Source organism: Sphingomonas sp. LH128, from assembly GCF_000293195.2.
Classification (GTDB): Bacteria; Pseudomonadota; Alphaproteobacteria; order Sphingomonadales; family Sphingomonadaceae; genus Novosphingobium; species Novosphingobium resinovorum_A.
This window is the reverse complement of the sequence record NZ_ALVC01000089.1, coordinates 13,505-34,034: the sequence shown is the minus strand read 5'-3', so window position 1 is coordinate 34,034 and position 20,530 is coordinate 13,505. Positions and strand designations below refer to the sequence as shown.

Genomic DNA, 20,530 nt, shown 5'->3' with positions numbered 1-20,530 from the left:
GGGACGCGGGGTTTTGTTTTCCGTGAAGCTCTGGCGAGCGGCCGGGTAACTCACGGTGCAGCCCGGCTCGACCTGTATTCCATCGGAAAGTCCCATGTGGCCGTCGTTAGGGTTCGCATCGTTATCGGCCGAAGGCTATCCGGGATGGCCGTCCCAAGTCCTGCCGTGTGTCGCAGGAACGTATGGACGGCGTTTCCGGTAGCGCAGAGACAGTCCGGGTCTTCGATGGGCGCGTGGTTTGCACAGCTGCGGCTTGAAACCGCATCCCGGCCCACGACGCCGACCCGATACACCTCTCCAGCGTGATCATCGCCGGATCGGATGCTGGGCCATATAACCTATTTGGCTATAAATGTCAACCTGCCTCATCCGATCATCGCCTCCACTTCCTCGCGGATGATCTTGCCGCTGGCGCTGCGAGGGAAGGCTTCCATCGCGATGAAGCGTACCGCCTTGGGCCGCTTGTATCCGGCCAGCGCATCGCGGCACATCTGCATCACCACCTGCTCGTCAAGCGAGGGATCGTTGCGCGCGATCACCGCCACCGGCACTTCGCCCCATTGCGGGTCCGGGCGGCGCACGACGATGGCATCGTTGACCCGCGCATCGGCGAACAGCACGCGCTCGATCTCGGCCGGGTAGATGTTCTCGCCGCCCGACTTGATCAGGTACTTCGAGCGGCCGACGAAGTCGTAGCCCGAAGGCGTCCGGCGGAACAGGTCGCCCATGTGGAACCAGCCTCCGGCGAAGCACTCGGCATTGGTGGCCTCGGCGTTCCAGTAGCCGCTGAACAGCGTCGGCCCGCGCACGCAGGCCTCGCCGGTCGCGCCGTCGAGCACCTCGTTGCCGTCCGCACCCAGCAGGCGCAAGTCGCACAGCAGGCTCAGCCGCTTGGGGAAAGCCGAAGGCATCGTGCCGACCGGGATGAGATCGGCCGAAAGCGGCGGCATCCCCGTCTCGGTCGCACCGAAGGAGTTGAGGTAAGGCGCGCCCAGCGCACGGGTGATCGCCGCGATCGTGGCGGAGGGGACGAGGTCCGCCATGCAGCCCGCCGCCTTGACCCCGCGCACCCTGGCATCCCTCGCCTCGAGCCGTTCGAGCAGCGGCTCGATCGTGGCGGGCACCAGCATCAGCCAGCCTATCGGAAATTCCTCAAGCGCATCGACCAGCGCATCGGCGTCGAAACCGTCGACGATGATCCCGGTGCCCCCGCACATCAGCGTCGCCAGCAGGTGCTCGGTCCCGCCCATGTGAAACATCGGCGCCCACGAGACGTAGGCGTCGCTCATTGCCACGCCCATGTCGAGCCGCATGGCGCACATCCGCGCGACTTCGGCGCGGTGGCTGATCACGGCGGCCTTGGGCAGCCCCGTCGTGCCGCTGGTGTAGATGATGAGCAGGCCGTCTTCCGGTTCGGCCACGCTGGCGGTCTCTCCCGCCGCGCCGAGACTATCGATGGCGGCGAAGGGACGACCGTTCGCCACTTTCTCCCCCAGGGCCAGATGGCGGGGCGAGGCGACCAGCAGCGACGGGTCCACCAGTTCGACGCAGTGGCGCATCTCGGCATCGGAGAGCCGCCAGTTGAGGCAGGCCGCGATCAGCCCCAGCTTCGCGCAGGCAAGCTGGACGGCGGTGTACTCGAACCGGTTCTCCGACAGGATCGCCACGCGCTGCCCGCGCACGAGCCCGCGCGCGGCAAAATCGGCGGCCACCGCATCGACGCAGGCAAGCACCTCGGCATAGCCGAGGCGCATCCCGCCCTGCACGATCGCCAGCGCCTGGGGGGTCGCCCGCGCGCGCATGGCGACAAGGTCATAGACGCTGGCTGCGAAAGCCTTCTCCATCATCGCTGTCTCTCCCGTCCGTTTCTATTCTTGCCCTGAGCACGAGGTTGTCGGGTGCGACCACGAGTTCGGCGTCGCAGGTGTCCTGGTCCCAGGTCCCGCGCGCCAGCACGCCGTCGCCCGCCAGCACGTTGCCCAGCAACGCCGCCTCGATCGAGCATATCTCCCGGTCGGGCCGCGCTTCCATCACCATGTTGAGCAGATAGGCGAGGTTCGTCGGCCCCGGATTGACCGTGCGCGGGCCGAAGCCCAGCGCCTCGGCCGCGGCGGGGTCGACGTGGATCGCATTGTCGTCGCCCAGCGCCTCGCACCACAGCGCCATCGCCTCGGCGGGCACGGCGCCAAGTTCCCACGCGCTCATGCGGGTGCCTGCACGGCCGGTCCGGGCGCGGGCATGATCGTGGTGAGGCTGACTCGCGCGTGCGGCCGCCCGGCGGCGCTGACCGTCATGCCCAGGGTCAGGTGGTCGGCCGCGCCGAACCTGCGGCTTGCCTTGCGCTCCAGCGAGACCACGCGGGCGGCCACGTCGTACCCGGTATCAACCGTCAGCGGCGCGTCGTAGTCGATCCGGCAGCGACCCAGCACCGCCCCCTCGTCGAACGCGAGGCCGAGCGCACGGCACACGTCGCCCACCCGCGCACCCATGCCGCCCAGCGCCGCGACGAAGGCGAAGACGGGGTGCGCCTCCTTGGCCCGGCGCTGCGGCGCGGCGCAGGAGCGCCGGATCGCATCGTCGAGCCCAGCAGACAGCAGGAAGCGCCCCGGCGGTATCGCGAAATGGTCCATGCCTCTCCCGGAATGGCTGCTTGGTAAGTCCGCGCCCACGTGTTGCATGTCGCGCGATTGGGCGTAAAGCTGACCTCGGGCTTCGCCGGAGTCAACCGCAATCGAGGCCAGTAATGAGGATGGTTCAATTATCATGGCGAACCCGGTGAAGACCACGGAGGCCGAACCCCTCGCCTGGCGGCGGCGCAAGGACTACCGCCCGCAGGAAATCCTTGCCGCCGCGCGCCGGCTGATCGAGGAGGAAGGCACCACGGCCACCTCGATGGCGCGGATCGCCAAGCTGGCGGGCGTGTCCGAGGCTACCGTCTACAAATACTACGACAGCAAGCAGGAACTGGTGAACCAGGTGCTGGTCGACTGGGCGACGCCTTTCGTCGAGCGCCTGATCGCAGAACTGCGGCACATCACCGACCTGCGTTCGCAGCTGACGCTGATCGCCGCGCGCTTCATGCGCTCGATCGAGGAGACGCCGCGCTTCCACCGCGTGTTCTACCAGGAACTGCGCTGGGCGGACTATCGCGGGTCGGCGCTGCACAAGCTCAACCACGTCTTCGCGCATAGCGTGGTCGAGGCGGTGCAGCAGGCGCAGCACGAGGGCAAGGTCCGCGCCGACGCCGATCCGGTGATGATCCGCGACATGATGTTCGGCGGGCTGGAACACGTCGCCATGCGCACCAGCTTCATTGGCCGCCCGCTCGACATCGACGCGGAGGCGAAGCGGTATGTCGACGTGCTGCTCTGCGGCGTGCTGTCCGAGCCGGGCGAACCGCGCGGACCGTCGGAAACGGAGCGGCTGTCGGCGCTGATCGACCGGATGGAAGCGGCGCTGCGAGCGAAGCCGGGCAGCTAATTCTCCCACCCACTTCGTCATTGCGAGCGTAGCGAAGCAATCCAGGGCAGTTCAGCGCCGCCCTGGATTGCTTCGCTACGCTCGCAATGACGAACGGGGGAGAATAGCCATCGCGCCTGCACATCCGCTTTGATCTCCGCTCGATTCGCCGCAGCATAATTATAAAAGACGTTCATGAATGTCTTTTTTTATCGACCGGATTGCGCTACCGATCAGGTTGGCGAGGCCGGAACCCACCGGCCCGCACGGCGTGGGAGAGCGCGATCCAGTGAGACGACCCGGCGCGGACGAACCGACGATGCAGGCGCTCAAGAGCGCCCAAACCCGCGCGCGGCTGATCGACGCGACGATCCGGGTGCTCGTCCGCAGCGGCTATTCGCGCACCACGACGCCGCAGGTGGCGATCGAGGCCGGGCTGTCACGCGGCGCGATGCTGCACCACTTCGACAACGGCGTATCACTCATCAAGGCGACCATCATGCACCTGCACGAGCGCCGCCTGCGCGCCTTTCGCCGCGCGGCGGAGCGCAGTGCGCTGGATCACGGAGCGATGGTGCGCACGTACTGGAAGCAGATCCAGAAGCCCGCCTTCATCGCCTTCCACGAACTGGCGGTGGCGGCACGTACCAGTCCCGACCTCGCCGCCGTGCTGATGCCGCTGCAGGTGGAGTTCCGCGAGCGGTTCAACCAGCTCGCCGTCCAGCTCTATCCCGAATGGCAGGCAAGCCCGGAGAAGTTCGCGCTGGCCATGGCGATCTCGCAGGCGACGATGGAAGGCATGGCGATCAACCTGCTGACGGGCGCCATGGACGCCGGGCTGGTGGAGCCGGTGCTCGAAGCGCTCGAAACCCAGCTCCACGCCCTCAGGCCGCAGGATCAGGCCGCATGAGCAAGGCCCCAGCGAATGCCCCGCCGCAGCAATTCGTGGAACACCGGGTAATTCCACGAGCAGCGTTGCGGATGGGGCCAGAACGGGCTTACCGGCAGCAGGTCGTAGTGACCCCGGCAATGGCCGAGCGTCAGGTAGAGGATCGCACCCTCGCCGACCTTGCGCTCGTAGAGCACGGGCACTTCCGCCTCGTCCCAGTCGGCATCGCGGAACTCGTCGCAGCGACCGGTGAAGCTGGTGTGCAGCAGCACGTCGATGTCTGCGGTGCGGTGCGTCAGGTAAAGCTCGTCGTCGACCCGGAAGTCGCGCAGCCCCTGCGTCATCTCGTGATCGCCCCGGGTGACGAAGACCTTGAACGGCGCGATCGGCGGATGGCCGGCGAAACGCGTGCCGAGCAGGCCGGTGAAGGCGGGCACCTCGTCCGGGGTATCGACCACGCCGTCCGCGCCAAAGCGCAGCACCGCGTTGGTCCCGTGCAGCGCCAGCCAGCGCCCACCGCGCGCCAGGAACGCCTCCAGCGCGGCGACTTCCTCGCCGCGCGTCGGCACCAGATCGCAGGTGTAGGTGATCAGCAGGTCCGCCGCCGCAAGGCTCGCCAGATCGGCGTAGTCGGAGGCCACCGAGGCGCGGATGCGCGGGGTTTCCGCCAGCAGTTTGAGCAATTCGAGGCGGGCATAATCGATGTCGTGGAACTTCCCCGCGGCGATCAGGTGGACCTTCATTCCGGCAAACTCCTCTCACGTGTGTGCGTGTATGCGCCCGAGCGTAAGGCTCGCCGCAGCCGCGTCCAAGCATCGAAATTCAGGCCGCAGCGCGGTCGCTTCATCATCGGAGAATACGAATGAGCGGTAAGGGCAAAGGCCCCCTCGCAGGCGTCAGGGTGCTCGATCTCACCAGCGTGCTGATGGGGCCTTACGCGACGCAGATCTTCGCCGATCTGGGCGCGGACGTGATCAAGGTGGAGAGCCCCTCGGGCGACACCACGCGCTTCATCCCGCCGGGGCCGGACGCCTCGCGCGGGGCGATGTTCCTCAACGTCAATCGCGGCAAGCGCTCGATCGTGCTCGACCTCAAGCAGGGCGAGGCGCGCGCCGCGCTGCTGAAGATGGCGGAAAGCGCCGACGTGTTCATCCACTCGATGCGTTCCAGCGCGATCGGGCGGCTCGGGCTGGACTATGCGGCGCTGAAGGCCGCGAACCCGAAGATCATCTACGCCAACCTCTACGGTTTCGCGCGGAGCGGCCCGTACCGCGACTATCCCGCCTACGACGACATCGTGCAGGCCGCCTCGGGCATCGTCGACCTGCAGGCGCGGCTCTCGGGCGGCGAGCCGACTTATGCCGCGACGGTGATCGCCGACAAGGTGGCGGGTCTCACCGGCGCCTACTCGGTGATCGCCGCGCTCTATGCGCGCGAGAAGACCGGGATCGGGCAGGAGATCGAGGTCCCGATGTTCGAGACGCTGGTGTCCTTCGCCATGGTCGAGCACTTGTGCGGCTCGCTCTTCGTGCCGCCCCAGGGGCCGCCCGAATACCCCCGCGCCACCTCGGAAGCGCGGCGCCCCTACCGCACGGCGGACGGCTACATCGGCGTGATGATCTACAACGACAAGCACTGGCGCGCCTTCTTCGATGCGCTGGGCAACCCGGAGTGGTCGCAGGATGCCATGTTCGCCTCGATGCGATCGCGCACGCAGAACATCGGCACCGTGCTGGCGAAAGTGGCCGAAGTGATCGAGACGCGAACGACCGAGGATTGGGTGGAGCTGTTCCGTCAGGCCCACATCCCCGCCACCGCGATCAAGAGCCTGACCGACCTGCTCGACGATCCGCATCTGGTCGAAACCGGCTTCTGGCAGGAGCGCGAAACGCCCGAGGGCACCCTGCGCTTCCCCGGCATCCCGACGACTTTCTCCGAAACCCCCGGCGCCATCGGCGATCCCGGCCCGGCGCTGGGCGGCGAAAGCCTCGACGTCCTGCGCGAGGCGGGCTTCTCGGCCGAGGAGATCGCCGATCTCCAAGCGCGCGGCGCGGTGAGGACAGCGGCATGAGCCCCGAAACCCATTGGCGCACGGCGCTGGCGGAAGGTCGCCTGCTGCTCCAGCGCGCGCCGGACGGCAGCGCGGTATTCCCCCCGCGCCTCGCCGCACCGGGCAGCGGCGGGCCGCTCGAATGGTTCGAGGCATCCGGGCGCGGCCGAGTCTACACGCTCTCGTGGATCAACCGTAAGCCGCCCGCCGAGCCCTATCACGTCGCGCTGATAGACCTGGACGAAGGCGCGCGGCTGATGAGCCGGGTGGAGGGCGTGACGCCCGAAACGCTGGCCATCGGGATGCGTGTGGAAGCGTTCGTCGATCACGACGGGGATGCACCGCTGCTGCTGTTTCGGCCGGTGGAGGGGGCGTGATGGCCCACCCCGCTGCGGCCCACCCCGCTGCGACTAGGGCCTGCGGCCCAAGTCTCGCTCCCCTCCCGCAAGCGGGAGGGGTTGGGGGTGGGTTTTCCCCTTCGCACTCAATCCAAAGCCCACTTGCCCGCCCATGCCGCAACCGCGTAAAGGGCGTGCCGTAATGGCCGACCCGCGTATCTCCCACATCGAACTCGACGATGCGACCATCCTGTGGCGCAATGCCGATATCGAGCAGGAACGGCGCATCGCCATCTTCGATCTCATAGAAGACAATGTCTTCAAGCCCTTGCGCTCGTCAGAGGCGGGGCACGAGGGGCCGTATCGCCTGCGGCTTTCGGTACAGGACGGGCGCTTGTCGCTGGAAATCACCGCCGATAACGGAGCGGCGCTGGAGACGCTCGTGCTCGGCCTCGCCCGATTCCGGCGGCCGATCCGCGAGTATTTCGCGATCTGCGAGAGCTATTACCAGGCGATTCGCAAGGCGACCGCGCAGGAGATCGAAACCATCGACATGGCCCGCCGCGCGATCCACAACGAGGCATCGGAACTGCTGCTCGAACGCCTGCAGGGCAAGGTCGAGACCGACCACCCCACGGCACGGCGGCTGTTCACGCTGATCTGCGTCCTGCATATCCGCGGCTGAAGGGGACATCGTGGCACGCAAGACAAGGACCGCTTCGGGCGGCAGGGGGCTGTTGTGGCGCGCACTGGGCGCCCTCGCGCTCGTGGCGATCGTCGCCGGGGCATGGGGCTGGTGGCACTTGCGTCAGTGGACGCCGGAGCGCGCCGTCTACCCGCTACAAGGCGTCGAGATCGGCGTCGATGACGGCGAGGTCAGTTGGAAGTCGCTAAAGGCCATCGGCGCCGACTTCGCCTATATCGACGCGAGCGCCAGCGCTTTCGCGCGCGATCCCGCCTTCGTCGATAACTTCGAAGCGGCCAAGGCGGCGGGAATGCAAGTGGGCGCGCTCCATCGTTACGATCCGTGCCAGCCGGCCGGAACGCAGGCAGCGAACTTCGTCACCACCGTCCCGCGCGACGCCAAGCTGTTGCCGCCCGCAGTCGAACTCGACATGCTGGCCGACGACTGCCCGGTGAAAGTCTCCGACGCGCGGGTCGAGAGCGAGCTGATGACCTTCCTCAATCAGGTCGAGACTCACGCGGGCAAGCCGGTGATCCTGAAGGTCACGCCGGCCTTCCAGTCGCGCTACACCATCGCCCACAAGCTCGACCGCAACTTGTGGCTGGTGCAGGATCGCTTCGAGCCGGGCTATGCCGGGAGGCCCTGGACGATGTGGACGGCGAACCATTCGCTCGCCAACGAGGTTGCGCAAGGGGGGCTGCGCTGGGTAGTCGTGCTGCCATGACCACCGGCATGAACGACGACACCCGCGACACCCTGATGGCCGCCGCCCGCAAGGCTGCCGCCGGAGCTTATGCGCCTTATTCCAACTTTCATGTCGGGGCGGCGCTGCTGCTGGCCGATGGTACCGTGGTGACTGGCGCCAACGTGGAGAACGCGAGCTATGGCCTGTCGCTCTGCGCGGAGACGGTCGCGATCGCCGGAATTCTGGCGAAGGGCGACCGGCCGCAGTTGCAGGCCCTTGCGGTCACCGGCGGCGCGCCAGGCGCGGCCGGGCAGGGGCCTCAGGTGACGCCGTGCGGGCGCTGCCGCCAGATCATCAACGAGATCGCGCAGCTTGGCGGCACTGACCCCGTGGTCTGGTGCGACGGCGCCGAAGGCGTGCTGGAAACCCGGCTCTCCGAACTGCTGCCTTACGCCTTCGGACCTGCGAACCTGGGCTGAACACCCGGTCCCACACGGCGACGGGCAGGCACCATCCGTCGCATGTCCTATTGTCTATCTTTCAAGTTGAGATAATCTCCAGGCCAGTCGGGACACATAGAGTCGACCGGCGGAAGCTCGATCAACTGGAGATTCCCATGGCAACGCTTCGCAATTTCCCTGAACGCGAGACGCCGCTTATCCTGCTGGTGCCTGGCACGCCGCTTACCCCCAAACACTGGATGAGCCGCTGGGCACAGTGGAGCGAGCACTGCCGCGTGGTGGAACTAGGCCTTTGGGATGAGCCGCACCGCAATACCTGGGTGAACAAGCTGAACCTCGCGATCCGCCGTGCCGATCGGCCGGTGGTGATCGTGACCGACGACATCGCCGCGCTGGCACTTGCCTGGTGGGTAGAGTTCGAGGTGGCCGGGGCAGAAAGCCCCGTAATCGGCGCGCTGATCGTCGATGCGCCCAACGTGGACCTTCCGGGCGCCGACCCGCGCCTGGCCGCCTTCGGTGCCTGCCCGCGCCAGCCGCTGCCGTTCACCTCGTTCCTCGTCGCCGATCTCGACGGTTCTGCACAGCGCTCGATGCTGCGGCTGGCAAATGACTGGGGGGCTTGCCCGATCGCCGACGAGCCGCGCGGCGACTGGGGCGAGGGCTGGGTACTGCTCCAGTCCATCGTCGGTGCGCTGGGCGTGGAACTCGCCGAGCCGCACTGGGCAAGCGGCACGGTTCGCGAGGAGCGCCGGCGAACGGCGTTCTAGGATGTCTTCGTGCCGGACTTGCTCCGGGACTAGTGGCTGTCTTTAGGACCTGCCATCAGCGGGGGCTTCGACAAGCTCAGCCTGAGCGGATTTGAGAGAATATCTCGATCCCGCTCAGGCTGAGCTTGTCGAAGCCCCCGCATTACACGCCGTCATTTCGGCAGTTCACGGCGCGTGGTCCCGGAGCAAATCTGGGACCACGCGGCTCAGGCCGTTTCGCGCTCCACCAGCCATTCCAGCAGCGCGGCCATGCAGTCGCGCCCCAGCTGTGCCGAGCGTTCCGGGCTCCAGCCCTGCGCCTTGTCGGCGGCGGGGTTGTGGTCCTTGAACGGCATTTCCAGCGTCATAGACACGGCGCCGTAGCGCTCGGCCAACTGGTTGGTGGACATCGTCAGGTTGCCCTTGCCCGGCCGGGTGAGTGGGTAGCCCACCTTGGTCTGGAAATCGGGCGTGCGGCGCTCCAGCAGGTCGGCATAGAGGGTATAGCCTGCCTGCTGCTCCTGCTTGAGCGAGGGGATGCCCTCGAACCCTGCAAGGAATACCGCCGGGATCGCTTCGTCGCCGTGGACGTCCATGGCGAAGTCGACGCCTGTTGCGTCCATCGCATCACGGATCGCCAGCACTTCGGGGGACTTCCCGGCCGTGGGTTCGGCCCACTCGCGGTTGAGGTTCACGCCTACGGCATTGGTCCGCAGGTGCCCCCGGCGCGAGCCATCGGGGTTGGCGTTGGGAACGACGTGCAGGGTGCAGCGCTTGCGCAGTTCCCGGCCTACCGAGCTGGCGGGATCGGCGAGCAGGTCTAGCGCGCCTTCCATCCACCACTCCGCCATCGATTCGCCGGGGTGCTGGCGGGCGTAGAGCCAGACCTGCAGCGGCCCGTCGCCCATGTCGAGGCAGTCGATCGCCTGCCCGTCGAGGGTCAGGCCCAGCGAGCGATGCGACACGCCGTCAGCACCGGCGATTGCGGCGACGAGGTCGTGGTGACGCTCCATCGAATAGGGCGCGAAGTAGGCGAACCACGCGAGGTCGCCGACCGGCTCGTAGCGGATCGTCAGGGTGCCGCCGTCGCGGCTTTCGTCGAAGGTGCTTTCCGCCCGGCTCCAGTATTCGCGGTCCTCGGAGACGACGGCGTCATAGTTCGGCCAGCCCATCGGATAGGCCGAGCCGTTGAGGCCGGTAATGCGCAGCACCAGTTCGCGGCCCGCCGCGCCGGAGACGCGGAAGTGGAACCACTGGAAGAAGTCCGATTCGTGATCCTTGCGGATCGCGAGGCTGGCTTCGGACCCGGATACGGAGAGGACTTCGATGTTGCCGGAATCGAACGAAGCGGTGATCTGGATGTCGGTCATTTTACCTGAATAGTTTCGCCCGACTGTCCCGGGAACCCCTTGAACAGCGCTTCGGCAACTTTAGCCGAGCCGAGCGGGGCCTGTGCCAGTGGCGAATCGCCGCGTACCACAAAGCCGGCGCGGCCTTCCCACAAGGCGGTGGCAGTGGGCGCGGCGGCGCGATCGCGGATGGAGACGAACACGCGCGTCTCGACCTGCTCCTTGGGCTTGCCGGAAAGATCGAAGCCGATACCGAGGCCCACGCCCGAGCCATAACCGCCGGTCCCGCCGCCGACGCCGACCGACACCGGGCTGTTCGAGCGCTGCGGCTGGTAGGTGTTGCGCTCCAGCGTCAGCAACGCGATTTGCGCGCTGGCTGCCTGTCCGGGAAGCGGTTCGGTATAGCCGATGCGTGTCAATTCACGCGCCACGGCGGCGGCGTAAGTGCGGAACTCGAGGTTGTCCGCCTGCCCGAGAGCGGGCTCGACGCGGATCGTGCCGCGGCCGAGGCGGGACATGTCGGGCGCGTGGAAGCGTGTGACTTCGACCGGGCCGACCGGCGCGACACAGGCGTTGAGCGCCAGCGCGGCGGTGAGGGCAAGCAGTGCGGGCAGGGTGCGCATGATTTCGAAGTCCTCTTCGCGGGGCCTTGTAAGGCAGCCTCAGTGCCCTGCCGAGGGGGCTTCGACAAGCTCAGCCTAAGCGGACGTTATATAACCCGCAGCCGGGCCCGGCAGTTCCGTCTTATCCCGCGCGGCCGACCCCGTCCGGGCCGATCGCGTCGGCCTTGGGGAAGTTGTCGAAGAGGGCGCCCGCCAGCTTGGTGGCGATCATGCCGTCGGGCCACTTGTCGTCGCCTTCGCGGGTGGCGATCGTGGCGTAGCCCTCCCACAGCACCTTGCCACTGGCGCGATCGACGATCTGCGCGTCGAGCCGGGTGGAGACGAGGGCCGAGCGCGGCTTGGTCATGTCGATGTTGATGCCCAGGCCATAGGCCTGCCCGTACGTGCCCACTTCCATCGCGGCGGTGCCGCTGACCGGGCTGCGCTTTTCCTCGGCCGGGATGAGGACCTGGCGGGAGATACGCAGCTTGGTGATCTGCGGCTGCGGCGTGTCGGGATGGAGCGTGTCGTACCCGGCGCCGACCAGCGCATCGACGATCGCGGCCTCGTAGGCGCGCCGCGCGCCGGCCTCGACCCAGGCACCGTCACCCGATTCCGATTCGACCGAGACAGGACCATGGCCCAGTTCGGCCACCGCAGCGGCGTCGGGCGAGACGAAGCGGCTTACTTCGACATGACCTTCGCGCGAATCTTTGGACCGGGTCTGCATGCGCGGCGAATCGAGCATCGAGCCGCCCCAGCCGGGCCGGTTCCAGCCGCCACCCATTCCGCCGCCCCAGCCGGGGCCGTACTGGGCTTGCGCCGAGGAAGCGAGCAACGAGGCTGCGATCCCTGCGGCGATTCCTGCGCCTTTGAGCATTTTCCCCGAGGCTTCTAGAAATTTCATCGTGTTCCGGTCCGAATTCGGTGGCGTCGCGCCCGAGTTTTATCTTATGCGGGCCACAACTTGCCCGCGCCTGAACGAAGATAGGCGTTGGCACGGGTGCCCGCAACGGCCCGCAACACTTGACTTTGTCGCGGGCTACCACTAACGGCGCCACTTCGAATTTCCGGCGGTCGGTAACCGCCACGATGACACGGACGAGATAGACCATGAAGATTCGCAACAGCCTGAAGTCGCTCAAGGACCGTCACCGGGACAACCGCGTGATCCGTCGTCGCGGCCGTACTTACGTCATCAACAAGACCAACCGTCGCTTCAAGGCCCGCCAGGGCTGATCCTGTCCGCCCGCTTCGGCGGGCGATAACAGGCGGACGGTTTCGTCGCGTGCATGAGGCCCCCGCCGATCGCGGGGGTCTTGTCATGTCTGCTTTCCGTGGAATTGATGCTGTCGTCTTCGACGTCGGCAAGGTGCTGATCGAGTGGGACATGCGCCTGCTGTTCGGCAAGCTGATCGTCGAGCCCGACCGGCTCGACTGGTTCATGGCCAACGTCGTCACGCAGGACTGGCACGTCGAGCACGACGGCGGCCGCGACCTCGCCGAGATGGTCGCCGCCCGCAAGGCCGAATTTCCCGGGCACGACGACCTGCTCGATGCCTACGCCACGCGCTTCGGCGAGACGATCCCCGGCAACGTCCCCGGCAGCCACGAGATCGTACGCGAACTGGCTGCGGGCGGCGTGCCGCTCTTCGCCATCACCAACTTCGCTAGCGCGTTCTGGCATGAATACCGCGCCGGAGAGCCGCTGTTCGACCTGTTCGGAGACATCGTCGTCTCGGGCGACGAGAAACTGCTCAAGCCCGATGCGCGTATCTTTGACCTGGCCGCACAGCGCTTCGGCCATGATCCGGCAGCGATGTTATTCATAGACGATAATGCCGACAACATCGCCGCTGCGCGCGACCTCGGCTGGCAGGTGCATCACTTCGATGGCGCCGACGCGCTGCGAGCAGATCTGGCGGTGCGGGGGGTGCTGGCGTCGTCCCGGACTTGATCCGGGACCGCTGGCGATGAACGACCCACGTTGCAGAGTGTGCCCGATGGCTCCCGCCTGAAGACGGCCAGCGGTCCCGGATCAAGTCCGGGACGACGAAGTGTATTAACGATCGAATCGCTCCGATTTCGCCGCCTTCACCGTCTGGTTAAAATTATTTCGCACTTGCAGCGAGACAGCTTGGCAAGTCCCGATTCCTGTTGCATCAATCGGTCAACAGGGAGTCACAATGGCGACTGCGGGCAGCAAGAACTTCGACGAGATGCTCAACGCGGACGGCTCCGTACGTCCCGCTTACGAAGAATTCCGCCAATGGTTCGACGGTCAGGACACCACCTGGCTCAGGCGGCAGGATGCCGAGGCGGAGCGCTTCTTCCGCCGCATCGGCATCACCTTCAACGTCTATGGGGATGACGCGGGCGAGGAACGCCTGATCCCCTTCGACATGATCCCCCGCATCATCACCGCGCGCGAATGGCGCAAGCTGACGCGCGGGATCGAGCAGCGGGTGCGGGCGATCAACGCCTTCCTGCAGGATCTCTACCACCGTCAGGAGATCATCCGTTCCGGCCGCCTGCCGATCGAGGCGCTGCGCAACAACGAGGCGTTCCTCAGCCAGATGATCGGCTTCACGCCGCCGGGCGGGGTCTACACGCATATCGTCGGCATCGACCTCGTCCGCACCGGGCCGGACGACTTCATGGTGCTCGAAGACAACGCCCGCACGCCCTCCGGCGTCTCCTATATGCTGGAGAACCGCGAGACGATGATGGCGATGTTCCCGGAACTGTTCACTAAAGTTCCGGTACGCCCCGTCTCCGACTATCCGCGCCGCCTCGCCCGTTCGCTGCGGGCCTGCGCCCCGGCGGCGTACAAGGGCGGCAAGCGGCCGGTCGTGGCGGTGCTGACGCCGGGCATCTACAACTCCGCCTATTTCGAGCACGCGTTCCTCGCCGACCAGATGGGCGCGGAACTGGTCGAGGGCAGCGATCTGCGGGTCATGGACGGGCGCGTTTGCATGCGCACGACCACCGGCTACAAGGCGATCGACGTGATCTACCGCCGGGTAGACGACGATTATCTTGACCCCCTGACCTTCAATCCGAACTCGGTGCTGGGCGTCGCGGGCATCTTTGACGTCTATCGTTCGGGCGGCGTCACCATCGCCAATGCGCCGGGCACCGGCATCGCCGACGACAAGGCGATCTACAGCTACATGCCGGAGATCGTCGAGTTCTACACCGGCGAGAAGCCGATCCTCCAGAACGTACCGACCTGGCGCTGTTCGGAGGCGGATTCGCTGGGCTACGTTCTCGACAACCTGGCCGACCTGGTGGTCAAGGAAGTGCATGGGTCGGGCGGTTACGGCATGCTGATCGGGCCGACTTCCTCGAAAAAGGAGATCGCGGAGTTCGAGCAGAAACTGCGCGCCAAGCCGGGCAACTATATCGCCCAGCCGACGCTCTCGCTCTCGACCGTGCCGATCTTCACCAAGGAGGGCCTCGCGCCCCGGCACGTGGACTTACGGCCTTTCGTGCTCGTATCGCCCGACGGAATCGACATCACGCCGGGGGGGCTGACGCGCGTGGCGCTCAAGAAGGGATCGCTGGTGGTCAATTCCTCGCAAGGGGGCGGTACCAAGGACAGTTGGGTGCTGGACGAATGAGCGCGGTGGATATGAGCAGGGGCAAGAACTGATGCTGGGCCGCGGCGCGAACGGCGTCTACTGGATGAGCCGCTATCTCGAACGCGCGGAGAATACCGCACGGCTGATCGACGTGGGCTTTCACCTCGCGCTGACGCGGGGCAGTCGCCAGTCGCAGGACGAGGAGTGGAAGTCGGTCCTCACCACGACCGGCCAGCTTGAAGCCTATTGTGAAGCCCACAGCGAGTTCACCGGCCCACAGGTGTTCAATTTTCTGCTGCGCGAAAAGGACAATCCCGGTTCGGTACTGGCGATGGTCGAGAACGCGCGGACCAATGCGCGCGTGGTGCGCACCAGCCTGACCAACGCGGTGTGGGAGACCACCAACGAAGGCTGGATGAACTTGCGCGAACTGCTCGCGCGGCCGGTCCGCGAGACGAGTCTGGGTGAAGTGCTGCGCGAGATCCGCCGCACCGGGACGTTGGTGCGCGGCGCGCTCGAGGGCACGATGCTGCGCAACGAGGTGTTCAACTTCTCGCGCATCGGCACTTTCATCGAGCGGGCGGACAACACCGCGCGCATCCTCGATGTGAAGTACTACGTCCTGCTGCCCTCGGCGGCGTGGGTGGGCTCCAGCCTCGACAACGTGCAGTGGGACACGCTGCTGCGCTCGGTGGCAGGCAACCGGGCCTATTCGTGGCTCAACGCCGGTTCGATGGACCCGCGCGGCATCGCGAAGTTCCTGATCCTCGATGGGCAGTTCCCGCGCAGCCTTGTGTTCTGCTATGACAAGATCCGCAGCAACATGGCGGGGCTCGCCAAGGAATACGGTGTGGAGGTTCCGGCGCACGAACTGCTGCGCGATGCGGGGGCCCGGCTGCATCAGACCTCGATCGAGGAGATTTTCGAGACCGGCCTGCACGAATTCCTGCAGGATTTCATCGGCAAGACCATCGAGATCAGCAGCGCTATCGCCGCCGATTATCGGTTCAGCGAGTAGGAGGGCACAAGAGTGCTCCTGACCGTCAAGCACACCACGCGCTATGCCTTCGCCGGTAAAGTGACTCACGGGCTGCAGCGCCTGCGTCTCAAGCCCAAGTCGACGCACGGGCAGGAAGTGCTCGACTGGCGCATGACGCTGGAGGGCGCGGCCACTCAGGCGTCCTACGAGGACCAGCATTACAATCATGTCGATCTCGTCTCGATCGAGCCGGGCGTGCCGGAGGTGGTGGTGACTTGCGAGGGCACCGTCCGGACGGTCGACAACAACGGCGTCGTCGGCCAGAACTTCGGGCTTATGCCGCTGTGGTGCTTCCTGCGGCCGACGAAGCTGACGAAGCCCGGTCCCAAGGTGCGGCAGCTCCTCGCCGGAATCGAGGCCGATCGTTCGGACCTCCTGGGTTATCTCCACACCCTGTCGAGCGTGATCGGCGAGCAGGTGGAGTACGTGCCGGGCACCACCGATTCGCAAACGACTGCCGAACAGGCGCTGGCGGCGGGGAAGGGCGTGTGCCAGGATCATGCGCATATCTTCATCGCAGCCGGACGCATGCTCGACGTGCCGATGCGTTACGTCGGCGGTTACCTTCGGATCGATGACCGTGTCGAGCAGGAGGCCGGCCACGGCTGGGCCGAGGCGCATGTGCCCGGGCTCGGCTGGGTGGGCTTCGACGTTTCCAACGCAATCTGCCCGGACGAGCGCTACATCCGCGTGGCCACCGGGTGCGACTATTCGGAGGCCGCGCCGGTCACCGGCATCGCCATGGGGGCGGGAGAAACCCGACTCGACGTTCATCTATCGGTAGATGAGAATCGGGTAGGAATGCAGCAGCAGCAGTCCGCACAGGGCGGGCAGCAGCAGACGCAAGGCAGCTAGACCCTCACCGCACGGTGGGGTACGGGCGGCACGGGTTTGCACGGGGTTTGACGTAGTACCATGACTTATTGTGTCGGCATGATGCTGGATCGCGGGCTCGTCCTGATGAGCGACACGCGCACCAATTCGGGCGTCGACAACATCTCGACCTTCCGCAAGATGGTCCACTGGGAGATTCCCGGCGAGCGGATCATCTCGGTCATGACGGCGGGCAACCTCGCCACCACGCAGGCGGTCATCAGCCAGCTGGAAGAGCGCACCAAGGCCCCTTCCGAGCGGCACAATTCGCTGCTCGAGGCACCGACGATGTTCAAGGTCGCCTCGATCGTGGGCAACTTGCTGCAGGACATCATCGAGGAACGCGCGACCGACAACGGCCAGAAGGCGGCTGCCGGAACCTTCAGCGCCTCGATGATCGTGGCGGGCCAGATCAAGGGCATGGAACCGCGCCTGTTCCTGATCTACCCCGAGGGCAACTTCATCGAGGCCAGCTTCGACACACCGTTCTTCCAGATCGGCGAGACCAAGTACGGCCGCCCGATCCTGATCCGCGGCTACGACCGCGACATGAGCTTCGAAAGCGCGGTGAAGCTGATGACGGTGTCGTTCGATTCGACGCTGAAGGCCAACTTGTCGGTGGGCCTGCCACTTGACCTGCTGGTGATCGAGCGGGACAACTTCACCCCCCGGCACGAGCGGCGGATCGACGCTTCGGACCCGTACTTCCAGTCGGTGTCGACCAGTTGGAGCGAGGCGCTGCGCAATGCGCTGGACGGGTTGCCGGATTATCGGATGGGTTGAGGGCTTCGGTTTAGGTCCACCCCGCTGCGACTAGTTCGCTGCGCTCACAAGTCTCGCGGCCCTCCCGTAAACGGGAGGGCAAAGTGCAGGTCTCTCATTCCCCTCCCGTTTACGGGAGGGGGCAGGGGTGGGCCTCAGGTCTTTACATCCCACACCAGCGGCAGGTTACGGATCGAGAGCAGCCCCGGGAACACCGTCGTGTCCGTACCCGGTTGCGCCCGGAACTCGGGGATGCGCTGGAACCATTCCTCAAGCAGCACCCGCAGTTCCCGCCGGGCAAGGTGCGCGCCGAGGCAGATGTGCACTCCGCCGACGAAGGTGAAATGCCGGTTGGCCTTGCGCTCCAGATCGAACGTGCGCGGATCGTCGAAGCGCGCCGGATCAAAGTTGCCCGCCGGGTTCAGGCACTGGAACGAATCGCCCTTGCGCACCTGAACCCCGTGCCATTCGAAGTCCTTCGTCGCCGTCCGCGTGGACGAGAGGATCGGCTGTGTGCGCAGGAATTCCTCGACCGCGCCGTTGATAAGCTCGGGCCGTTCGCGGATCGTGCGCTGGATTTCCGGCTGGAGCGCCATGCGCCGGAACATCTGCGCGATCGTCGCGGCCACGGTGTCCAGCCCGCCGAGCCAGAGGAACCAGACCATGCCGATCTTCTCGTCCTCGGTCGGGGGTCGGCCCTCGATCCGGCCATGGGCGATCGCGGAGACGAGATGGTCGTCCGGCGCACGCTCCTTCTCGGCAATGAAAGCGCGCAGGAAATCGAGAACTCCGCGCAGCGCCGCCTGCATCCTGGCAAGGTCGCCCGAGTGCAGGATTTCCCACTCCCAATCGAGGAACTGCTCGAACATCTCTTCGGGAAAGCCCATCAGGCCCATGAAGATGCGCACCGGATAGACCCGGCCGAAGTCCCAGGCCATGTCCACTTCGCCCTTGTCGGCGACGGCGTCGATCATGTCGGTCACGACCTTGCGGATGCGCGGTTCAAGGTCGCGGGTGATCCGCGCCGGGCTGAAATACGGCATCAGATAGAGCCGGTACTTTTGGTGGTCCGGCGGGTCGATGGCGAGAGGGATCGACTTGAAGGTCTCGCCGATCAGGCGCTGGAACTCGGCCGTCCCGGCGTTCGAGAAGTGGTCGTTGTCGGTATAGACCCGCTCGATGTCGGCATAGTGCGAGACCACCCAGTTGCCGCGCTGGTTGCCCGAAATCGCGCCGAGGCCATGCCGCATCGGCGGATTGTAGAGCAGCCGGGGAATATCCTCGCCGTTGAGCCACGCAAAGGGCTCGTAGGGATCGACGAGGTCGTTAGGCTCGCTGCCGTTTGCGAAGGAAAGATCTACGATGCGGTCCTTCGGTACGTTGTCCGGCGCTTCGTAGTCCACGCGGATGTCGTCAAGCGTTCGCGATTGTGGCATGTTCGTCTCCCGGATGAATAGATGCCGGGATGGCCGCTCCGCAACAAGAGGGCCGCAAGCGAGACAAGCGACGCAATCCCGCCGTCTCGCGCCTCGCAATGCCAGTCATCGTCCCGGCGTTGCCCTGCGCGATTGTGCGAACCCGGCCCGGTTGCGAAATGAGAGGCAATTGTTTTTCGGGAGATTGAGTGATGGCCGAGTCTGAAACCCAGGAGATGGCGCAGAACGCGCGCAAGTACTGGTCGGCGGATGGATATAGCGAAGGCGGCGTGATCCGCGAGGTCGATTATGCCTCGCAGTCTGGTGGCCTCGACCCGATGTTCGAAGGTATTAAGATCGTCGATACCGATACCCATATCACCGAGGCGCCGGACCTTTTCACCAGCCGCGCGCCAGCGGGCTGGAAGGACAAGATGCCCCGCGTGGAGCGGGTCAACGGCACCGACCGCTGGTTCGTGGGCGACCGCGACTTCGGCACGCTGGGCGGCAACGTCATTCGCGCCGACAACAACAAGCTGCTCGGGCGCCTGGCCTTCCCGAAGCTGGAGCAGGCGCATCCCGGGGGCCATGAACTCAAGGCGCGCCTGCAGGCGATGGACGATATGGGCGTCCATGCGCAGATCTGCTTCCAGAATTCCGGCGTGACGCAGGCTGGTTCGCTGATGAGCCTGGGTGACCTCGACCTCGCGCTCAAGGTCATCCAGATCTACAACGACGCCTCGGCCGAGTTCCAGGAGACCTCGGGCCAGCGCATCTTCAACATGGCGCATCTGCCGTTCTGGGACCAGAAGGCTCTGGAAACCGAGGCGAGGCGCTGCCACGATCTCGGCCTCAAGGGCTTCGTGCTGCCCGACACGCCTGAGCGCGTCGGCGTGCCCAGCTTCAATTACGAATACTGGACGCCGTTCCTCGAGATGTGCGAGGCGACCGGCATGCCGCTGAACTTCCACCTAAACGCGGCGATCGATCCCAACACCCTGACCTGGGAAGGCTTCCAGTTCGAGCAGACGCTGTCGGTGGTGGCGACGATGTTCTCGATCGGTAACGCGGCGACGCTGGGTAACTGGATGGTCTCGGGTCGCCTCGACCGGCATCCCAAGCTCAAGATCGGCCTGATCGAAAGCGGCGCGGGCTGGGTGCCCTTCGCGGTCGAGGCGCTGGAGCACCAGTTCCGCGAAATGCTGCCGATCAAGCGCGATGTGCTCAAGAAGCAGCCCTGGGACTACTTCCGCGATCACTTCTTCTGCACCTTCTGGTTCGAGAAGATAGCGCCCAAGTATCTGCTGGAGATCATCGGCGTCGACAACGTCATGTTCGAGACTGATTTCCCGCACCCGACTTCGCTCTATCCGGGCGTGCAGGAGCACCTGAAGGACGTGTTGGGCGGCTATGACCACGCGACCCGCAAGAAGGTGCTGCAGGACAACGCGGTGCGTTTGTACAACCTGCCGTTCTGACGCCGGAGAATCCTCCCCGTTCCGAAGGAATGGGGAGGGGGACCGCCCGCGTAGCGGGTGGTGGAGGGGAGAACCCCCTCCGTCAGCCCTGCGGACTGCCACCTCCCCATCGCTT

23 protein-coding genes are annotated in these 20,530 nt (G+C 65.8%); 15 read left to right on the top strand and 8 right to left on the bottom strand.

Features of this window, described 5'->3' with window-relative positions; all coding sequences use genetic code 11:
- Positions 1 to 365: 365 nt before the first annotated feature.
- Genes LH128_RS08050 through LH128_RS08040 form a run of 3 tightly spaced genes read right to left on the bottom strand, consistent with a single transcriptional unit; the run spans position 366 to position 2,678 of the window.
- On the bottom strand, positions 366 to 1,847 hold the full coding sequence (locus LH128_RS08050; protein WP_008829116.1) for a class I adenylate-forming enzyme family protein: 1,482 nt from the start codon (positions 1,845 to 1,847) through the stop codon (positions 366 to 368).
- A complete protein-coding gene (locus tag LH128_RS31310) occupies positions 1,813 to 2,205 on the bottom strand; it encodes a MaoC/PaaZ C-terminal domain-containing protein (RefSeq protein WP_008829115.1) in 393 nt (130 codons plus the stop codon). Before LH128_RS31310 ends, LH128_RS08050 begins: the two co-directional genes overlap by 35 nt.
- Positions 2,202 to 2,678: a hypothetical protein gene (locus tag LH128_RS08040; RefSeq protein ID WP_172704995.1), complete on the bottom strand. Its 477-nt coding sequence runs from the start codon at positions 2,676 to 2,678 to the stop codon at positions 2,202 to 2,204. The genes LH128_RS31310 and LH128_RS08040 overlap by 4 nt, the downstream gene beginning before the upstream one ends.
- A 97-nt stretch (positions 2,679 to 2,775) precedes the next feature.
- On the opposite strand from LH128_RS08040, the gene LH128_RS08035 reads away from it, so the two are divergent.
- Both LH128_RS08035 and LH128_RS08030 read left to right on the top strand, forming a co-directional pair.
- Complete coding sequence (locus LH128_RS08035; RefSeq protein WP_172704994.1) at positions 2,776 to 3,480, top strand: TetR/AcrR family transcriptional regulator; 705 nt, start codon at positions 2,776 to 2,778, stop codon at positions 3,478 to 3,480.
- A 268-nt stretch (positions 3,481 to 3,748) separates the two neighbouring features.
- A complete protein-coding gene (locus tag LH128_RS08030) occupies positions 3,749 to 4,369 on the top strand; it encodes a TetR/AcrR family transcriptional regulator (RefSeq protein WP_236727367.1) in 621 nt (206 codons plus the stop codon).
- On the opposite strand, the gene LH128_RS08025 is transcribed toward LH128_RS08030, so the two are convergent.
- A complete protein-coding gene (locus tag LH128_RS08025) occupies positions 4,357 to 5,091 on the bottom strand; it encodes a ThuA domain-containing protein (protein WP_008829111.1) in 735 nt (244 codons plus the stop codon). The two genes, LH128_RS08030 and LH128_RS08025, sit on opposite strands and share 13 nt — an antisense overlap.
- A 119-nt stretch (positions 5,092 to 5,210) precedes the next feature.
- Between LH128_RS08025 and LH128_RS08020 the strand changes: the two genes are divergently transcribed.
- The 6 genes from LH128_RS08020 to LH128_RS07995 all read left to right on the top strand — a co-directional run bounded on the left by LH128_RS08020 (position 5,211) and on the right by LH128_RS07995 (position 9,334).
- The gene (locus LH128_RS08020) at positions 5,211 to 6,419 is read left to right on the top strand and encodes a CaiB/BaiF CoA transferase family protein (RefSeq protein WP_008829110.1); all 1,209 of its coding nucleotides are present in this window, start codon (positions 5,211 to 5,213) and stop codon (positions 6,417 to 6,419) included.
- The gene (locus tag LH128_RS08015; protein ID WP_008829109.1) at positions 6,416 to 6,775 is read left to right on the top strand and encodes a Zn-ribbon domain-containing OB-fold protein; all 360 of its coding nucleotides are present in this window, start codon (positions 6,416 to 6,418) and stop codon (positions 6,773 to 6,775) included. The genes LH128_RS08020 and LH128_RS08015 overlap by 4 nt, the downstream gene beginning before the upstream one ends.
- A 163-nt stretch (positions 6,776 to 6,938) precedes the next feature.
- The gene (locus LH128_RS08010; RefSeq protein WP_008829108.1) at positions 6,939 to 7,421 is read left to right on the top strand and encodes a UPF0262 family protein; all 483 of its coding nucleotides are present in this window, start codon (positions 6,939 to 6,941) and stop codon (positions 7,419 to 7,421) included.
- 7 nt (positions 7,422 to 7,428) lie between these two features.
- A complete protein-coding gene (locus LH128_RS08005; protein WP_037518456.1) occupies positions 7,429 to 8,145 on the top strand; it encodes a glycoside hydrolase family 25 protein in 717 nt (238 codons plus the stop codon).
- On the top strand, positions 8,142 to 8,585 hold the full coding sequence (locus LH128_RS08000) for a cytidine deaminase (protein ID WP_008829106.1): 444 nt from the start codon (positions 8,142 to 8,144) through the stop codon (positions 8,583 to 8,585). Before LH128_RS08005 ends, LH128_RS08000 begins: the two co-directional genes overlap by 4 nt.
- 137 nt (positions 8,586 to 8,722) lie before the next feature.
- The gene (locus LH128_RS07995; protein WP_008829105.1) at positions 8,723 to 9,334 is read left to right on the top strand and encodes an RBBP9/YdeN family alpha/beta hydrolase; all 612 of its coding nucleotides are present in this window, start codon (positions 8,723 to 8,725) and stop codon (positions 9,332 to 9,334) included.
- 206 nt (positions 9,335 to 9,540) lie between these two features.
- Here LH128_RS07995 and LH128_RS07990 read toward each other — a convergent pair whose 3' ends face one another.
- The 3 genes from LH128_RS07990 to LH128_RS07980 form a co-directional block, all read right to left on the bottom strand.
- On the bottom strand, positions 9,541 to 10,683 hold the full coding sequence (locus LH128_RS07990; RefSeq protein WP_008829104.1) for a M14 family metallopeptidase: 1,143 nt from the start codon (positions 10,681 to 10,683) through the stop codon (positions 9,541 to 9,543).
- Positions 10,680 to 11,285 (bottom strand): hypothetical protein, encoded by a 606-nt coding sequence (locus LH128_RS07985; protein WP_008829103.1) that lies wholly within the window; start codon positions 11,283 to 11,285, stop codon positions 10,680 to 10,682. Before LH128_RS07985 ends, LH128_RS07990 begins: the two co-directional genes overlap by 4 nt.
- A gap of 121 nt (positions 11,286 to 11,406) precedes the next feature.
- Entirely contained in the window at positions 11,407 to 12,144 is a 738-nt protein-coding gene (locus LH128_RS07980) for a DUF4136 domain-containing protein (protein WP_008829102.1), read from the bottom strand.
- A gap of 233 nt (positions 12,145 to 12,377) precedes the next feature.
- Here LH128_RS07980 and ykgO point away from each other — a divergent pair, with 233 nt between their 5' ends.
- From ykgO to LH128_RS07950, 6 genes are all read left to right on the top strand, one after another.
- A complete protein-coding gene (ykgO, locus tag LH128_RS07975) occupies positions 12,378 to 12,503 on the top strand; it encodes a type B 50S ribosomal protein L36 (protein ID WP_003046794.1) in 126 nt (41 codons plus the stop codon).
- 85 nt (positions 12,504 to 12,588) lie between these two features.
- Positions 12,589 to 13,221 (top strand): HAD family hydrolase, encoded by a 633-nt coding sequence (locus tag LH128_RS07970; RefSeq protein ID WP_008829101.1) that lies wholly within the window; start codon positions 12,589 to 12,591, stop codon positions 13,219 to 13,221.
- Between the two features lie 229 nt (positions 13,222 to 13,450).
- Positions 13,451 to 14,887, top strand: a complete 1,437-nt coding sequence (locus LH128_RS07965) for a circularly permuted type 2 ATP-grasp protein (RefSeq protein ID WP_008829100.1) — start codon at positions 13,451 to 13,453, stop codon at positions 14,885 to 14,887.
- A 31-nt stretch (positions 14,888 to 14,918) separates the two neighbouring features.
- Positions 14,919 to 15,866 (top strand): alpha-E domain-containing protein, encoded by a 948-nt coding sequence (locus tag LH128_RS07960; RefSeq protein WP_008829099.1) that lies wholly within the window; start codon positions 14,919 to 14,921, stop codon positions 15,864 to 15,866.
- A gap of 12 nt (positions 15,867 to 15,878) precedes the next feature.
- Positions 15,879 to 16,742, top strand: a complete 864-nt coding sequence (locus LH128_RS07955; RefSeq protein WP_008829098.1) for a transglutaminase family protein — start codon at positions 15,879 to 15,881, stop codon at positions 16,740 to 16,742.
- 60 nt (positions 16,743 to 16,802) lie between these two features.
- Positions 16,803 to 17,543: a peptidase gene (locus tag LH128_RS07950; protein WP_008829097.1), complete on the top strand. Its 741-nt coding sequence runs from the start codon at positions 16,803 to 16,805 to the stop codon at positions 17,541 to 17,543.
- A gap of 134 nt (positions 17,544 to 17,677) precedes the next feature.
- Here LH128_RS07950 and LH128_RS07945 read toward each other — a convergent pair whose 3' ends face one another.
- Positions 17,678 to 18,958, bottom strand: coding sequence for a cytochrome P450 (locus tag LH128_RS07945; protein WP_008829096.1), 1,281 nt, complete (start codon positions 18,956 to 18,958; stop codon positions 17,678 to 17,680).
- A 191-nt stretch (positions 18,959 to 19,149) separates the two neighbouring features.
- Here LH128_RS07945 and LH128_RS07940 point away from each other — a divergent pair, with 191 nt between their 5' ends.
- Positions 19,150 to 20,415, top strand: a complete 1,266-nt coding sequence (locus tag LH128_RS07940; protein WP_008829095.1) for an amidohydrolase family protein — start codon at positions 19,150 to 19,152, stop codon at positions 20,413 to 20,415.
- Positions 20,416 to 20,530 lie beyond the last annotated feature (115 nt).

Bases quoted from the DNA above. Each gene is read 5' to 3' on its own strand.
- LH128_RS08000 (WP_008829106.1), top strand. From the start codon at position 8,142: ATGACCACCGGCATGAACGACGACACCCGCGACACCCTGATGGCCGCC.
- LH128_RS31310 (WP_008829115.1), bottom strand. From the start codon at position 2,205: ATGAGCGCGTGGGAACTTGGCGCCGTGCCCGCCGAGGCGATGGCGCTG.
- LH128_RS07980 (WP_008829102.1), bottom strand. From the start codon at position 12,144: ATGCTCAAAGGCGCAGGAATCGCCGCAGGGATCGCAGCCTCGTTGCTC.
- ykgO (WP_003046794.1), top strand. From the start codon at position 12,378: ATGAAGATTCGCAACAGCCTGAAGTCGCTCAAGGACCGTCACCGGGAC.
- LH128_RS07960 (WP_008829099.1), top strand. From the start codon at position 14,919: ATGCTGGGCCGCGGCGCGAACGGCGTCTACTGGATGAGCCGCTATCTC.
- LH128_RS07970 (WP_008829101.1), top strand. From the start codon at position 12,589: ATGTCTGCTTTCCGTGGAATTGATGCTGTCGTCTTCGACGTCGGCAAG.
- LH128_RS08010 (WP_008829108.1), top strand. From the start codon at position 6,939: ATGGCCGACCCGCGTATCTCCCACATCGAACTCGACGATGCGACCATC.
- LH128_RS08025 (WP_008829111.1), bottom strand. From the start codon at position 5,091: ATGAAGGTCCACCTGATCGCCGCGGGGAAGTTCCACGACATCGATTAT.
- LH128_RS07990 (WP_008829104.1), bottom strand. From the start codon at position 10,683: ATGACCGACATCCAGATCACCGCTTCGTTCGATTCCGGCAACATCGAA.
- LH128_RS08050 (WP_008829116.1), bottom strand. From the start codon at position 1,847: ATGATGGAGAAGGCTTTCGCAGCCAGCGTCTATGACCTTGTCGCCATG.
- LH128_RS07940 (WP_008829095.1), top strand. From the start codon at position 19,150: ATGGCCGAGTCTGAAACCCAGGAGATGGCGCAGAACGCGCGCAAGTAC.
- LH128_RS07945 (WP_008829096.1), bottom strand. From the start codon at position 18,958: ATGCCACAATCGCGAACGCTTGACGACATCCGCGTGGACTACGAAGCG.
- LH128_RS07985 (WP_008829103.1), bottom strand. From the start codon at position 11,285: ATGCGCACCCTGCCCGCACTGCTTGCCCTCACCGCCGCGCTGGCGCTC.
- LH128_RS07950 (WP_008829097.1), top strand. From the start codon at position 16,803: ATGACTTATTGTGTCGGCATGATGCTGGATCGCGGGCTCGTCCTGATG.
- LH128_RS08015 (WP_008829109.1), top strand. From the start codon at position 6,416: ATGAGCCCCGAAACCCATTGGCGCACGGCGCTGGCGGAAGGTCGCCTG.
- LH128_RS08020 (WP_008829110.1), top strand. From the start codon at position 5,211: ATGAGCGGTAAGGGCAAAGGCCCCCTCGCAGGCGTCAGGGTGCTCGAT.
- LH128_RS08040 (WP_172704995.1), bottom strand. From the start codon at position 2,678: ATGCAACACGTGGGCGCGGACTTACCAAGCAGCCATTCCGGGAGAGGC.
- LH128_RS07995 (WP_008829105.1), top strand. From the start codon at position 8,723: ATGGCAACGCTTCGCAATTTCCCTGAACGCGAGACGCCGCTTATCCTG.
- LH128_RS07965 (WP_008829100.1), top strand. From the start codon at position 13,451: ATGGCGACTGCGGGCAGCAAGAACTTCGACGAGATGCTCAACGCGGAC.